The following is a 14,898-nucleotide window of genomic DNA, read 5'->3' as shown; positions in this document are numbered from 1 at the left end:
CTTCTCCGATTGATTGTTAATTAATGATAGTGGACGGTCCTTTTCGCCCCAAACGGCGCTTACGCGCGGCACTACAATGTCCCAGCTTCCATGCGAGAACATTCTTATACCTAAACAGTTGCAATTCCGCCCGTTTGACAGGCGCTTGCCTCCCTAACATGGCCACCTTCGATCCGAAGAACGCGATCGGCCATCGCTATCGTGCTCGGTCGATGCGAAATGATGATTCGTGAGATATCAAGTTGCCGCACAGCTCGATCAATTCGTGTCTCGCACGCCTGATCCAGCTGACTTGTCGCTTCATCGAGGATCAATATACGGGGAGTACGGTAAAGCGCCCTAGCTAGAACTAGTCGTTGCCGCTGCCCACCAGAGAGCGATGAACCCATGTCTCCAACCAATGACTCGTAACCCATCGGCATTGCAATGATATCGTCGTGCAACTCAGCTAGTTTCGCGGCTTCTACGACCTTTTCTAGTGTCACATCGCGATCGAAGAAAGCGATGTTGTCAGCAATCGTTCCAGCGAACAGCGAATCCTCCTGCATGACCGCGCCAAGGAGGTCACGGTACTCAGCCAGACCGTATCTCCGTATGTCGATACCATCTATCTCGACTGCACCTTCGGTCGGCGTCAGCAGCCCAAGCAAAAGTTTTACCAAAGTACTCTTTCCAGATCCGCTAACTCCTGTAATCGCCACCACCTCGCCTGGTTCAATCACAAAGTTAATTTTAGACAGGATGGATGGCTCGCTATCGGAATAGCGGAAGCTCAGATCTTGCACTGCAAGTATATGTCTTTGGTGCAGTTCTCCACTGCGCCAACCCGGAACATCTTCTTCCGCGTCGTTAGACACGATGTCGGCAATTCGCTCACCATGCATGCGCACCATCCGTAGCTCCACCACTTTGTCTATGAAGCTAATAGACTTCTGTGAGAAGTTGTCCGCGTACGCTAAAAACGCAACAATCATACCGGCAGAGAATTCACTGCCAATAATCAAGTACGCTCCAATGCCAATTAAAATTACGCACTGCATTCCGAATACTAGTTGGCTGATAGCTTGAAACGCCAGTGTGACGCGCTGGGCCACCATCCCTCTATCGGCCATCTCTACCGTCGCATTACGCAGCCGTATGGTTCGTTCGACCTGCTTGTTCGCGAGCTTTATGGTCTTAATTCCTCTAACCGACTCCATCAATTCAGTCTGTTGACGTGCACTAAATATTAGCTGCTCCTCGTTCGCCCGCCGCAATCGCCTATAGGAAGCCGCACGAAGACCTCCATAGATAGCGAAAGCTGAAACGACAACGAGCGTAAGAGGCATGCTGTACACGGCCATCACCAATAGAGATAGCCCGCCGAGAATTCCGTCCAACAGGGCGGTTACCAAGCTTCCCGTCAGTGTCGATTGAATTACGCTTGCGGAAGAGAACCGGCTTACAATATCACCCATATGCCGTTTCTCGAAAAAATCTGCAGGCAAGCGCAGAAGGTGCGCAAAAAGATTGCCTATCCATTGCGATATTAACGAGGCCCCGAGCCAGCTAACAATCCAAGCCCGGATTATTCCAATACCTGCTTGAAATATTACTAGAACAGCAAATCCTATAGTTATAAGAAAAAGAAGATCCTTATCTTGCGTAACTAAGACACTATCCATGACCCACTGGATCTGAAAAGGTAAAGCAAGGGCGAAGAGCTCAATGACGAGAGCCAACAGCATCAATTGCGTCAACGAACTTGCGATTCCGCGATGGTTACCAATCAGGCGCCGCCATGGAATTTTTGCATCGCTTTTCTCTTGTTTAAACTCCTCGTTTGGGGTCAGTTCTAACAAAATTCCCGTGAAATGACGACTGGCCTCAGCTAGCGTCATCTCAATACGCCCGCGAGCTGGATCGTGTACTACCAAATGCTTGGAGCTTATCTCGCAGAGCACGACGAAATGGCTAAGGTCCCAATGCAAGATACAGGGCGTTGGAGCTTCAGCGAGATAGGAGAGCTCGCCTTTGACGGGCCGTGCGGTGAAACCCATGGAGTGCGCGATGGCCACAATTCTTGCTAAGGTGACGCCTTTCATCGAACTGCTAAAGCGCCTGCGCATAGCGCGCAAGTCGATCTCGCTTCCGTGATAACCAGCAACCATAGCGAGGCAGGCCAAGCCACATTCCGCTGCCTCCATCTGATGTATCAACGGCACGGCGCGACGCCGCCCTAGGCTTCTCCAGCTGAACTCAATCATCTTTGGACGCCCCGTGCCCCGTCTCGCCCCAGCGACGCACTGCTCCGTAGATAGGTTCAAATAGCCATTCGGCTAGCGTCTGACGGTCGAATTGGATGGCCGCATCGACATCCAAGCCTGGCTTCAAGGGCAATCTGCTAGTGGTTGAGGCAGAAACGTACGGGTGCTCAAGGGCTACCAATACGCGATAAGCTGCCGCCTTTGGAAGCTCCGCGCCGACCGTTCTAATATTTGCGGGGTCGATCGGCGTACTCGATACAGAGCGAACCACTCCTGCATACTGCCCGAAGCGCTCATATGGAAAGGACTTGTAACGAAGCAAGACTTGCTGTCCAGCACGGACAAAACCACCTGACTTGGGGGGCACCCATAGCTCCGCTAGTAAGGGGGCAGCCGGTGGGTAAAGACTGAGCAAGGGCTGCCCGGCTTCAAGAGATTGGCCTGCGTTCGCGTATATGGGCCCAACGATAGCGTCAGTCGGGGCTTTAATAACCGCATCGCGCGATTCAGAATTTTCATAAATTTCTTGATCCACATCAGCCAGTTGCTTCTCTAAAGCAATTTGTGAGGAGTTGGCCTCGGGAAATCGCTGCTGCTGAGTACTCCGAACCTCAGCCATGCTTCTTTCTATCAACAGGCGCTGCCGTGACAGCTCTGCAATTTGCGCATTTACCTGCAAAACCGCGTCATGCTGCTGGGCTAATTGCATCTTGCTTATGACACCGGAATCAGCTTGTTGCCACATCCGATAGATCTCTGTAGCGTCTCGCAGCCGTTGCTGCTGAATCTCCAATTGCGCAGAAATCTGCGCCTTTTGAGCCACAAGTGAAGAGGCATGTAGGTTACTGTCTTGTTCTTGTAAAGCGCGGAGATGCCGTTGCTCGCCTACTTCTTCCTGGATCCGCATCCGCTTACTCAGCAACTGCTTTTCAATCTCTAAGCTCGTGTCCCCCCAGCGGACACTGGCGCGTGGCTTGACGATTTCTGCCAACGGCTCGCCAGCCGAAACACGCTCCCCTTCATGGACGAGTACTCGAACGACAACTCCTGGAACCGGAGCGGGCACCGCTGTGATACCGCCGTCGGGCACTAGATATCCAGACACCGTTTCATGCCTGACGTAATGACCAAAGACTAAAAAGAGAGTCGCCGCAAGTACGAAGCAACCAGATAGCAATAAAGACACCCAACCTATCCTTGGGGGCCGAAGAATGATTGACCCTACGGACTGAGATTGCCGGTGCTCATAGACTTCCTGTCGATAAAGACTGGCCATCCTTGTTTGTGTCCGTCCTAGTACGCACCGTCACTGAGTGGGGCCCGTTCTTGCGGTACCGACCGCAGCATAAAGTGATACAAGTCACACTTTTAGTATTGGACAAAATTTCGCCATTGCCCTGCCGCACTGACTTCACGGCCGCGGCCGCGCCGCTCTGCGACGCTGCGCACATTCCTATTCCCCGAGTTCGCCGATGGCCCGCCACTGGTTCGCGTTGTTGTGTGCCGCCGCCCTGTTTCCCGCCGGCCGCGCGGCCGCCGCGGAGGTGTGCGATCTGCCGCCGCGCTTCGGCCTGAGCCCGGCCGCGGTGGCCATCGTGCACACCGCCTGCAACGAGCACCGGCTGTGGTGGCGGCCGTTCATCGATAGCAACGGCCGGCTCGCCGGCCTGCGCGTGACAGAGGCCGAGCGCAGTTATCTGGCCGATCACGGCATCGAGGCCTGGCAGCGCGTGGCCGCGTATTGGCGCGACAGCGGTACGTTGGGCGCGATGGGCGGCAGCGACGGCGCCAGCAGCTGCCAGCAGCTGGACGGCTCGCGCTACCGGCAGGCGGACTGCCGTGCGTTCCTGGTCGACAACCCGTGGTCGGCGGCGTTCGTGTCCTGGGTGATGGTGCGCGCCGGGGTCGATGGCTTCCATTCCTCGGTGCGGCACATCGACTACATCCGCGCCGCCTACCAGGCCGGTAGCGACGGCCTGCCCTACCGCTATGCCGACCCGCAGCAACCCAAGCCGGCGCCGGGCGACCTGCTGTGCTTCCTGCGCGGGCGCAAGCAGCCGCTGGGCGCGGCCGGGCTGCGCGAGGCGCTGGCGCGCGGCGGCGCGCTGCCGTGGGAGTCGCATTGCGACATCGTGGTCGCGGCCAACGTCGGCGGCGACCACACGTTGTACCTGATCGGCGGCAACGTGCTCAACGCGGTGACCATGCGCAAGTTGCCGCTGGACCGCGCCGGCCGCCTACAACTGGAGGCACCACTGGCGCAGGACCAGGTCGGCGACGACGGCGCCGGCCTGGAGTGTACGCCCGGCCGGGAGGAACTGTGCGACTTCAATCGCCAGGATTGGGCGGCGCTGCTGCAGTTGCAACCGCAGGCGCAGCTGCGGCCGCTGGCGCTGCAGGGTGTGGTTCCCGCCGTGGATCCGTCCGCGCTGCCGGCCGCTGCGCCGATGGCGGCAACGGCGACACCCGTGCAGCAACCGCAAGCGACCGAACCGCTGCCGGGGCGATAGCGTCTTATCGACTGCTTGCGACCTTCAGCATCCATGCCGGCTTGCCTCGGGCCATCGGTCGCAGTGGGCTCAATCGGTGAGGCCCGTCACGACTGAAGTCGCTCCCACAAAAGGCCATGAGCCGTACACGCACACTCCCGCTCGCAATCCGCGCCTCTTCGAATCCCGGCCCCGGCTTCGAGTCCCGAGTCCCGAGTCCCGAGTCCCGAGTCCCGAGTCCCGAGTCCCGAGTCCCCAACCAAGCATTGCCGCCCCACCCCGCGCCTCGCTACAGTGACGCATGCCTAGCCTGATCCTGTGGATGATTGCCGGCGCCGCGGTGTTCGCGTTCTGGAACGCGTCGCGCGCCGCCGCCGAACGCGCCGAGAGTCTCGGCCGCAATGCCTGCAAGGCCGCCGATGTGCAGTGGCTGGACCAGAGCGTGCACGGCACCGGCCTGCGCCTGCGACGCCTGCCCAACGGCTGGCTCGGCTTCGAGCGGACCTTCCGCTTCGATTATTCCTACGATGGCATCGATCGCCACAGCGGCCGCCTGGTGCTGCTCGGCGATCAGCTGATCGCCTTCACCGGCCCATCGGTGGCCACGGTGACGGCGCTGCACGAAGGACGTGCGCCGCACGAATGAGACGCCGCCTGGCCGTTCGCGAAGACGCGCCCCGCAAGGGCGCGCGCTGCGCAGACAAGATGTTTTGCATGCATATCGGTCGCGCCTGCAGGCGCTCCTGCAGGGACTAACTCCGTCCTGGCGTTGGCGCGCGGGAACCGTGGACAATGGTGCGCAACGCCTAAAGATGCGCGCGCTGCGCCGGGTCTCGATGCCGGCAGCGGATCGGACGATCGCCGCGGCCACATCCGCGCCTGCGCGGACCCGACGTCGTCGTTACTTCACCACGCGCAGATGCGGACGCTTGCCGCCGACACTATCGTCGGAACCGCTGGGCCGCGGCGGCGGGGTGTCGTCGCCCGGCGGCTCGCCAGCGCCGTGGATATCGTCCGGCAGCGCCATGCCCTGCCCGGTCTCGCGCGCATACACCGCCAGCACGGCCGCCATCGGCACCTGCACCGGATAGCTGACGCCGCCGAAGCGCGCGGTGAAGCTGACCCCATCGTTGTCGATCTGCAGCCGCACCACTGCGCGTTCGGCGATGTTGAGCACCACCCGGCCGTCCTTGACCGCGCTCGGCGGCACCTGCACGTGTGGCAGGCCCGCATCCACCAGGATGTGCGGGGTCATGCCGTTGTCGTTGATCCACTCCACCAGCGCCCGCAACAGGTACGGGCGATGGCTGGTCATGCGGGAAATATCGTCGGTCATGCGCCAATTCTACGCGCCGGCACGCGAAGGCGCCGACGCAACTCGGGAAATATCGGATGCGCCACGCGCGGCCGGAGCATCAGGCCGGCAGGTCGCGCAGCTTCTTTTCCTGATCCGTCAGGCTGCGGATGAAACCGGGATTGCGGAAGATGCGGTTGCCGTAGTCCTCGATCGCCTTGCCGTCCTTGGGCAGCGGAATGTCCAGCGCCTGCAGGCGCCAGATGATCGGCGCCATCGCGCAATCGGCCAGGCTCATTTCCGGGTTGAGGAAGAACTTGCTGGCCTTGAACAACGGCACCGAGGCGGTCAGCAGCTCCTTGAGCCGCTTGCGCCCGGCCTCGGCCTGGGCCTTGTTGCCGAGCTGGATCGCCTGCACCTGCGGCACCCAGTCGTGCTCGATGCGCAGCATGGCCAGGCGCAGGCGCGCGCGCGACAACGGGTCGACCGGCATCAACGGCGGATGCGGATAGCGCTCGTCCAGGTATTCGCTGACCACGGAGGCGGCGTACAGCACCAGCTCGCGCTCCACCAAGGTCGGCACTGAGTGGTAGGGGTTGAGATCGATCAGGTCTTCCGGAGGATTCTGCGGATCCACCGCCACGAAATCGTAGGTCACGCCCTTTGCGGCGAGCACCAGACGCACGCGATGGCACAAAACATCATCTGTGGAAGAAAACAACGTCAAGGTATTTCGCATACGCACACTCGCCGCCATTCAAGGCTCTCCGACGACCGGAATCCGCCGGCCGCATCGACGCCGCCAGCACCCTGCTGACGGTCATCACGGTCCCCGAGTGTGCAACCCTGGCTCGCAAAAGCCAATAGGATGAACAGCGGATCGGGTCAGCAACGATGCAGCCAATGCGTTGGCCGCATGGCCGACGCTCAATGCACGTCCTTCCAGTATTCCTTCTTCAGCAGATAGGCGAGGAAGGTCAGCAGCGCCAGGAACAGCACCACCCACACGCCCAGGCGCTGCCGCTTCAGCGCCGCCGGTTCGCCGGCATACTCGAGGAAATTGCTGATGTCGCGGACCGTCTGGTCGAACTGCGCCGGCGTTTCCCTGCCCGGCGAGGCCAGCTGCAGCCGTTCCACCGGCTTGTCCACGCCTGGCTGCTCGGCCCTGCCGTAGATCGGCTGCTGCAGGCCTTGCAGTTCCCACAACGGATTGGGCATTGAGGCGTTGGCGAACAGCGTGTTGTTCCAGCCCAACGGGCGCGACTGGTCCAGGTAGAACGACTTGAGGTAGGTATAGACCCAGTCGGTGCCGCGCACGCGCGCGATCAGGCTCAGGTCAGGCGGGGCCTTGCCGAACCACTTGGTCGCCGCATCGTGCGGCATCGCCGCCTCGATGTGCTCGCCGACCTTGGCGCCAGTGAAATTGAGGTTGGCCATCACCTCGTCCTCGCTCAGGCCCAGATCCTCGGCCATGCGCGAATAACGCAGGTATTTCAGCGAATGGCAGCCGGAGCAGTAGTTCATGAACAGCTTGGCGCCGCGCTGCAGCGAGGCGCGGTCGCCGAGGTCGTTGCCGGCCTGCTGGGTGGCGCCGCCCTCGGCGGCCAGCGCCGAGGCGGACAACAACAGGGCGGAGGCGAAGCAAGCCACAACGGACAGCAGGCGCTTGCTCATAGGGATCCCTCCGCCATCGCACCGAACAAGGCACCGAGCGCCTGCCGGCCCCGGAACACGATCCGACCCAACGGCAGCAGGTAGCTCATGGCGGACAACAACGAGACGCTCGCGAAGCAGGCCAGCACGGCAATCACGGGCTTAGTCATGGGTGGTCACCCGCTCCGGCACCGGCTTGGTCCGGTCCAACGTAGTCCAGACCGGCATGCTCAGGAAGAACCCGAAGTACAGCACGGTCAGCACACGCCCGATGATGGTCTCGCTGGCATCGGTGCCGGGACCGGAGCCGATCACCCCGAGCCACACGAAGCATACCGCCAGCACGCCCAGCATCGCCTTGGAGATCCAGCCGCGGTAGCGGATCGACTTGACCTTGGCGCGGTCCAGCCATGGCACCAGGAACAGGATCGCGATCGCCGAGAACATCACCAGCACGCCGCCGAGCTTGTTCGGCACCACCCGCAACATCGCGTAGTACGGCGTGTAGTACCACACCGGCTTGATGTGCTCGGGTGTAACCAGGCGGTTGGCCTCGGTGAAGTTGTCGTGCTCCAGGAACAGGCCGCCGAACGCGGGCACGAAGAAGATGATGAAGGCGCCGATCAGCAGCAGGAAGCCGACCCCGACCAGGTCCTTGACCGTGTAGTACGGGTGGAACGGAATGCCGTCGGCCGGCTTGTTCGGATCCCAGCGGTTGCCCTTAGGCCCCTTCTTGATCTCCACGCCGTCGGGGTTGTTGGAGCCGACTTCGTGCAACGCGCCCAGGTGCAGCACCACCAGCAGCAACAGCACCAGTGGCAGCGCGATCACGTGCAGCGCGAAGAAGCGGTTGAGGGTGGCGTCGGACGGCAGGTAGTCGCCCATGATCCACTCGGTCAGGCCGTTGCCGATCACCGGGATCGCGCCGAACAGCGAGATGATCACCTTCGCGCCCCAGAACGACATCTGCCCCCACGGCAGCACGTAGCCCATGAACGCCTCGGCCATCAACACCAGGTAGATCAGCATGCCGAGGATCCAAACCAGCTCGCGCGGCTTCTTGTAGCTGCCATAGAGCAGGCCGCGGAACATGTGCAGGTACACCACGATGAAGAACAGCGAGGCGCCGGTGGAGTGCATGTAGCGGATCAGCCAGCCCCACTCCACGTCGCGCATGATGTATTCGACCGAGTTGAACGCCTCGGCCGCGCTGGTCTTGTAGTGCATCGTCAGGAAGATGCCAGTGACGATCTGGTTGACCAGCACCACCATCGCCAACGAACCGAAGTAGTACCAGAGGTTGAAGTTCTTCGGCGCGTAGTACTCGCCGACGTGCTTGCGGTAGAACGGCATCAGCCCCGGCGCGCGTTCGTTGACCCAGTCGAACACGTTGCCCGCGGTGCGGGTGAGGAGATTGTCGGCCATGGCTTACGCTGCCCCCTTCACGGACGAACTTGGATCGACGCCGATGATCAGCGTGTTGTCGTCCTGGTAGTGATGCGGGGGAACCAGCAGGTTGATCGGCGCAGGCACGCCCTGGAACACGCGGCCGGCCATGTCGAAGCGCGACTTGTGGCAGGGGCAGAAATAGCCGCCCTTCCACTCCGGATCGTAGGGTTCGGGGCGGATCTCGGCGACCATCTCCGGCGAACAGCCCAGATGCGTGCACAGCCCGACCAGCACCGAGATGTCGGGCTTGATCGAACGTCCCTCGCCCTTGATATAGGCCGGCTGCTGGTCGGTGACCTCGGACTTGGGGTCCTTGAGCCGCCCGTCCAGCGTCTGCAGCGCGTCCAGGATCGCCTTGGAGCGCTTGACGATCCAGATCGGCTGACCGCGCCACTCCATGATCAGGCGCTGGCCTTCCTGTAACGCGCTGATGTCGGCGGTGACCGGCGCACCGGCCAGTTTGGCCTTGGCGCTGGGGTTCCATGACTTGATGAAAGGAACCGCGACGAAACCCGCACCCACCGCGCCCACCACGGCCGTGGTGGCAGTGAGAAAGCGGCGGCGTCCTGCATTAACAGAATCGTTGACCCCATCGTTGGCCATCCGGCACTCCGATTTTTGATTGGGTAGCGTGAGGCTGCCAGCGGCTCGGTGGGGGTCGAGCCGCATAAAATCCACTGCAGTGTAGCGGAACCCTTAACGCACAGACAATGCATTGGTGCGACGGCAACCAGAATGCTCAATGCGCCGTCGCCAGCACGCCGCGATAGCGGTCGGCGAGCACGCCCACGCGCTGCACGTAGCGCTGGGTCTCGCTGTAAGGCGGCACCCCACCGTGTTTATCTACCGCGCCTTCGCCGGCGTTGTAGCCGGCGGCGGCCAGGCTCACGTTGCCGTTGAAGCGTTTCAGCAGCCAGGCCAGGTACTGCACGCCGCCGCGGATGTTCTGCGACGCATCGAACGCATCGCTGACCCCGAAGCGGCGCGCGGTCGGCGGCATCAGTTGCATCAGGCCCTGCGCGCCGGCGCGGCTCAGCGCCATCGGGTTGTACGCCGATTCGGCATGGATGATCGCGCGCACCACCGCCTCGTCGACCCCGTACTCGCGCGCGGCGGCGGCGATCTCGCTCTGGTAGGCGGTGGTGTTCAGCCGCACCGCACCGAAGTTCAGGCCGGGGTTGGCGCAGGCGTAGCAGGTCTCGATGAAGCTGTAGTGGATGGTGCGCACCGTGCCGAGGCTGGCGACCTGAGTCGGCCGCGCGCTGGTGTAGTGGCGCACGCCGTCCTTCATATAGGAGTAGACCTGGCCGCTGACCACCCGCCGCGGCGCGGTGCCGGCCATGGCAGGCACGGGCGCCACGCGCGTCGGCGCCACGCTGGCCGCGACCGGCGCCGGGGCCGCGACCGGGGGACGACTGATGATCGTGGTCGGGGCGCCTGACTGCGCCGCGGCCAGGGCGATGACCCCGCGGCTGGGCGTGCGCTCGGCCGAAACGGAAGCAAGCGCCGGCGCTGCGCGCGCGGCGCGGCGTTCGGGCACATAGCGACCGACCACGCTGCAGTTGGCCCCGGCCACGCGCTTGCCGCCGTAGCTGGGCACGCCGTCGCCGCTGATGCATTTGTATAGGGTACCCGCGCTGGCCGGCATGACCGACAGCGTCGCGATTGCCAGCCCCACAAGCCCCGCCATCCCCTTCATGACCGCGAGTGTCCCAACTTCGCTGGCGCTTGCCAAGTGCGCGGCGGCGGCAGCGCGACCGGCCGCGCGTTTCGCCGCCCGATCCGCCTGGCGCCTGCCGGCTCATTCAGGCGTGGCCGGCCGCCGCCCAGACCCGGCGGATCGGCAGCAGGCCGACCAGGCGCAAGGTGCGTGAGACAGGGGACGCCATGACGCACGGAATTGCGGACAGACTCCGTCCGCAATAGCGCCTAGCATGGGCGCTCGATCACCGAGGAGAGCCGCCATGCCCATCGCCGACCGCCATGTGACCCTGTACCACAACCCCAAATCGCGCTCCAAAGGCGTACTGATCCTGCTCGAGGAACTGGGCGCGGACTACGCGCTGGAACGCATCGACTTCGCCAGCGGCGCGCAGCTGGAGCCGGAGTACCTGGCGATCAACCCGATGGGCAAGGTGCCAGCGATCGACCACGCCGGCGCGGTGGTCACCGAACAGGTGGCGATCTACCAATACCTGGCCGATCTGTACCCGGAAGCCGGGCTGGCCCCGGCGATGGGCGATCCGCGCCGCGGCCCCTACCTGCGCTGGCTGGCGTTCTACGGTTCGGCGTTCGAGCCGGCGGTGATCGACCGCGCGCTCAAGCGCGAGGCGCCGCCGCGGGCGATGTCGCCATACGCCGACTGCGACACGGTGATGGGCGTGGTCGATGACCAACTGGCGCGCGGCGACTACCTGCTCGGCGACCGCTGCACCGCCGCCGACGTGCTGTGGGGCAGCGCGCTGGGCTGGATGATCGGCTTCGGCCTGGTCGACCCGCCGGCGCCAACCCGCGCCTACGTCGAACGCATGGCGGCGCGGCCGGCGGTGCAGCGCGCGCAGGCGATCGACGCGGCCGCCGAGGCCTGAGCCGCCTGCGCGGCGCGGCCGGCCCAGGTAGACTAGCCGGCTCTCCTCAGCCACCCGCCTGGATTAAGCGCCATGACCGGGAACGCCCTGCATCCCCTGCCCTCCGCCGACACCGCGGCCGCTGCCGCGCCCGCGGTCCGCGGCAAGCTGTACATCAAGACCCACGGTTGCCAGATGAACGAGTACGACTCGGCCAAGATGGCCGACGTGCTCGCCGCCGCCGAAGGCCTGGAGCTGACCGACAACCCCGAAGACGCCGACGTGGTGCTGGTCAATACGTGCTCGATCCGCGAGAAGGCGCAGGAGAAGGTGTTCAGCCAGCTCGGCCGCTGGCGCTTGCTCAAGGAGAGCAGGCTGAAGGCCGGCGGCAGGCCGGTGATCATCGGCGTCGGCGGCTGCGTGGCGTCGCAGGAGGGCGAGGCGATCGTCAAGCGCGCACCCTACGTGGACCTGGTGTTCGGCCCGCAGACGCTGCACCGGCTACCGGAACTGATCCGCGCGCGGCGCGCATCGGGCAAGTCGCAGGTGGACATCAGCTTCCCCGAGGTCGAGAAGTTCGACCGCCTGCCGGAGCCGCGCGCCGAAGGCCCGTCCGCGTTCGTGTCGATCATGGAGGGCTGCTCCAAGTACTGCTCGTTCTGCGTGGTGCCCTACACCCGCGGCGAGGAGATCAGCCGGCCATTCGAGGACGTGCTGGTGGAAGTGGCGCAGCTGGCCGCGCAGGGCGTACGCGAGATCAACCTGCTCGGCCAGAACGTCAACGCCTACCGCGGGCCCTACGCCGACGCCGAGGCCGGCGAGGAGCCGCAGTACGCCGACCTGGGCCTGCTGATCCGCAGCATCGCGCAGATCGACGGCATCGGCCGCATCCGCTTCACCACCTCGCATCCGCTGGAGTTCAGCGATTCGCTGGTGGACGCCTACCGCGACGTGCCGCAGCTGGCCAACTACCTGCATCTGCCGGTGCAGGCCGGCAGCGACCGCGTCCTCAGCGCGATGAAGCGCGGCTATACCGCGCTGGAATTCAAGCAGAAGATCCGCAAGCTGCGCGCGGTGCGCCCGGACATCTCGATCAGCTCGGACTTCATCGTCGGCTTCCCCGGCGAGACCGACGCCGACTTCGACAAGACCATGCAGCTGATCGAGGACGTGGGCTTCGACCAGAGCTTCTCCTTCATCTACTCGCGCCGCCCGGGCACGCCGGCTGCCGATCTGGAAGACAGCACCCCCGACGCGGTCAAGCACGCGCGGCTGGCGCGGCTGCAGGCGCACATCAACGCGCATTCGCTGCAACTCTCGCGCGCCATGGTCGGCAGCGTGCAGACGGTGCTGGTCGAAGGCCCGTCGAAGAAGAACCCGGCCGAACTGACCGGCAAGACCGAGAACATGCGCGCGGTGAACTTCCCCGGGCATCCGCGCCTGGTCGGCCAGTTCGTCGCGGTGGCGATCACCGAGGCGCTGAGCAATTCCTTGCGCGGGCGCGTGGTCGCCGCCGACGCCTGAGCGCCGCGGGCAGGCAGCGGCCCGCGCCGACTGGCCCTTCACTGCCACGCGCGCTACGCTTCCATCCCCAGTCCTGAACGACTCCCGGCCACGCCACGCGCGCGCCGCGTCCGCACCGAATGAGCCTACCCGCGCAACGCGATTTCACCCTGGACCCCGCCGACAGCGAACGCCTGGCCAACCTGGCCGGGCCGTTCGACGCGCACCTGCGGCAGATCGAACTGCGCCTGGGCGTGGAGATCTCCAACCGCGGCAACGTGTACCGGGTGACCGGCCCGGCCACCGCGGTCGCCGCCGCCGAGACCGTGCTGCAGGCCCTGTACGCCGAGTCGGACAGCGTCGTGTTCGACGACCAGGCCATCCACCTGCGGCTCAACCAGGCCAATGTCGATCTGGTCGCCGAGCGCGCCTACGCGCCGCAGGACGTGGCGATCAAGGTCAAGCGCGGCACCGTGCGCGGCCGCGGCGCCAACCAGGCCAGGTACCTGCACCAGATCGCCAGCCATGACATCAACTTCGGCATCGGCCCGGCCGGCACCGGCAAGACCTTCCTGGCGGTGGCCAGCGCGGTCGAGGCGCTGAACGAATCGCGCGTGCAGCGGCTGATCCTGGTGCGCCCGGCGGTGGAAGCCGGCGAGAAGCTCGGCTTCCTGCCCGGCGACCTGAGCCAGAAGGTCGATCCCTACCTGCGCCCGCTGTACGACGCGCTGTACGAGATGCTCGGCGTAGAGAAGGTGATCAAGCTGCTGGAGAAGAACGTCATCGAGATCGCACCGCTGGCCTACATGCGCGGACGCACGCTCAACGACGCCTACGTGATCCTGGACGAGGCGCAGAACACCACCATCGAACAGATGAAGATGTTCCTGACCCGGCTCGGCTTCGGCTCCACCGCGGTGGTCACCGGCGACCTGACCCAGATCGACCTGCCCAAGCACGTCAAGTCCGGCCTGCGCGACGCGATCGAGGTGCTGCACGAGGTCGAAGGCGTCAGCTTCACCTTCTTCGAGGCGCGCGACGTGGTGCGGCATCCGCTGGTGGCGCGCATCGTCACCGCCTACGAAAAGCGCGACATCATCGACAAGACGACCGGGCCGGCGCCATGACCAAAGGTCCGGTTCGCCTCGATGTCGGCGTCAGCTACGCCCTGCCCCGCGCCGGGCTGCCGGCGGCGGCGAGCTTCCGCAAATGGGTGGCCGCCGCGCTGAAGGGCCGCATCCGCGAAGCCGACCTGGCGATCCGCCTGGTCGACGCCAAGGAAGGCCGCGCGCTCAACCACCACTACCGCGGCAAGGACTACGCCACCAACGTGCTCAGCTTCCCCGCCGAGTTGCCCGAAGGCCTGCCCAAGGGCGTCAAGCTGCCGCTGCTCGGCGACCTGGTGATCTGCGCGCCGGTAGTGGCGCGCGAGGCCGCCGAACAGGGCAAGCCGCTCAATGCCCACTACGCGCACCTGACCGTGCACGGCGTGCTGCACCTGCTTGGCTGGGACCACGAGGACGACAAGGAGGCCGACGCGATGGAGCAGCTGGAGCGCGAGATCCTGGCCGACCTGGGCGTGGGCGACCCCTACGCCGGGGAACGCTGAGGCTGGCGATGGCTGGTCAAGCGCTGGCGCGGGCGCTACCGTTGCCTCGCGGCCGCCGCGCCGCGCCACTCCGCTCTCCGACCCGAGG

15 protein-coding genes are annotated in these 14,898 nt (G+C 64.2%); 6 read left to right on the top strand and 9 right to left on the bottom strand.

What is annotated here, in order from left to right:
- Positions 1-110: 110 nt before the first annotated feature.
- Both E4A48_RS04715 and E4A48_RS04710 read right to left on the bottom strand, forming a co-directional pair.
- Positions 111-2,246, bottom strand: a complete 2,136-nt coding sequence (locus E4A48_RS04715) for a peptidase domain-containing ABC transporter (protein ID WP_142741959.1) — start codon at positions 2,244-2,246, stop codon at positions 111-113.
- Positions 2,239-3,432, bottom strand: coding sequence for an HlyD family efflux transporter periplasmic adaptor subunit (locus tag E4A48_RS04710; RefSeq protein WP_185910716.1), 1,194 nt, complete (start codon positions 3,430-3,432; stop codon positions 2,239-2,241). The genes E4A48_RS04715 and E4A48_RS04710 overlap by 8 nt, the downstream gene beginning before the upstream one ends.
- 286 nt (positions 3,433-3,718) lie before the next feature.
- On the opposite strand from E4A48_RS04710, the gene E4A48_RS04705 reads away from it, so the two are divergent.
- Together E4A48_RS04705 and E4A48_RS04700 are read left to right on the top strand one after the other, a co-directional pair.
- Positions 3,719-4,756, top strand: coding sequence for a DUF2272 domain-containing protein (locus tag E4A48_RS04705; RefSeq protein WP_142741957.1), 1,038 nt, complete (start codon positions 3,719-3,721; stop codon positions 4,754-4,756).
- Positions 4,757-5,036: 280 nt separating this feature from the next.
- Positions 5,037-5,381 carry a DUF3301 domain-containing protein gene (locus E4A48_RS04700; protein ID WP_039005224.1) on the top strand — a complete coding sequence of 115 codons (345 nt, stop codon included), beginning with the start codon at positions 5,037-5,039 and terminating at the stop codon, positions 5,379-5,381.
- 255 nt (positions 5,382-5,636) lie between these two features.
- Here the strand turns inward: E4A48_RS04700 and E4A48_RS04695 are convergent, their stop codons facing one another.
- The 7 genes from E4A48_RS04695 to E4A48_RS04670 form a co-directional block, all read right to left on the bottom strand.
- Positions 5,637-6,071 carry a ClpXP protease specificity-enhancing factor gene (locus E4A48_RS04695; protein WP_039005225.1) on the bottom strand — a complete coding sequence of 145 codons (435 nt, stop codon included), beginning with the start codon at positions 6,069-6,071 and terminating at the stop codon, positions 5,637-5,639.
- A gap of 79 nt (positions 6,072-6,150) precedes the next feature.
- Positions 6,151-6,786 carry a glutathione S-transferase N-terminal domain-containing protein gene (locus tag E4A48_RS04690; protein ID WP_009598113.1) on the bottom strand — a complete coding sequence of 212 codons (636 nt, stop codon included), beginning with the start codon at positions 6,784-6,786 and terminating at the stop codon, positions 6,151-6,153.
- A 170-nt stretch (positions 6,787-6,956) separates the two neighbouring features.
- A complete protein-coding gene (locus E4A48_RS04685; RefSeq protein ID WP_039005228.1) occupies positions 6,957-7,703 on the bottom strand; it encodes a cytochrome c1 in 747 nt (248 codons plus the stop codon).
- Positions 7,700-7,840 (bottom strand): hypothetical protein, encoded by a 141-nt coding sequence (locus tag E4A48_RS20425; protein ID WP_185910794.1) that lies wholly within the window; start codon positions 7,838-7,840, stop codon positions 7,700-7,702. Before E4A48_RS20425 ends, E4A48_RS04685 begins: the two co-directional genes overlap by 4 nt.
- Before the next feature lie 4 nt (positions 7,841-7,844).
- Positions 7,845-9,107: a cytochrome b gene (locus E4A48_RS04680; protein WP_058195816.1), complete on the bottom strand. Its 1,263-nt coding sequence runs from the start codon at positions 9,105-9,107 to the stop codon at positions 7,845-7,847.
- A gap of 3 nt (positions 9,108-9,110) precedes the next feature.
- Entirely contained in the window at positions 9,111-9,734 is a 624-nt protein-coding gene (gene petA, locus E4A48_RS04675) for a ubiquinol-cytochrome c reductase iron-sulfur subunit (protein ID WP_039005231.1), read from the bottom strand.
- Between the two features lie 136 nt (positions 9,735-9,870).
- Complete coding sequence (locus E4A48_RS04670) at positions 9,871-10,830, bottom strand: lytic transglycosylase domain-containing protein (RefSeq protein ID WP_039005233.1); 960 nt, start codon at positions 10,828-10,830, stop codon at positions 9,871-9,873.
- A gap of 265 nt (positions 10,831-11,095) precedes the next feature.
- Here E4A48_RS04670 and E4A48_RS04665 point away from each other — a divergent pair, with 265 nt between their 5' ends.
- From E4A48_RS04665 to ybeY, 4 genes are all read left to right on the top strand, one after another.
- The gene (locus tag E4A48_RS04665) at positions 11,096-11,719 is read left to right on the top strand and encodes a glutathione S-transferase family protein (RefSeq protein WP_039005234.1); all 624 of its coding nucleotides are present in this window, start codon (positions 11,096-11,098) and stop codon (positions 11,717-11,719) included.
- Between the two features lie 72 nt (positions 11,720-11,791).
- Complete coding sequence (gene miaB, locus E4A48_RS04660; protein ID WP_058197091.1) at positions 11,792-13,222, top strand: tRNA (N6-isopentenyl adenosine(37)-C2)-methylthiotransferase MiaB; 1,431 nt, start codon at positions 11,792-11,794, stop codon at positions 13,220-13,222.
- 119 nt (positions 13,223-13,341) lie between these two features.
- On the top strand, positions 13,342-14,328 hold the full coding sequence (locus E4A48_RS04655) for a PhoH family protein (RefSeq protein WP_039005236.1): 987 nt from the start codon (positions 13,342-13,344) through the stop codon (positions 14,326-14,328).
- A complete protein-coding gene (ybeY, locus tag E4A48_RS04650) occupies positions 14,325-14,810 on the top strand; it encodes an rRNA maturation RNase YbeY (RefSeq protein WP_039005237.1) in 486 nt (161 codons plus the stop codon). The genes E4A48_RS04655 and ybeY overlap by 4 nt, the downstream gene beginning before the upstream one ends.
- Positions 14,811-14,898: the final 88 nt, after the last annotated feature.

Source organism: Xanthomonas translucens pv. cerealis (genome assembly GCF_006838285.1).
Taxonomy (GTDB): Bacteria; Pseudomonadota; Gammaproteobacteria; order Xanthomonadales; family Xanthomonadaceae; genus Xanthomonas_A; species Xanthomonas_A cerealis.
This window is presented reverse-complemented; position numbering and strand designations above follow the sequence as displayed.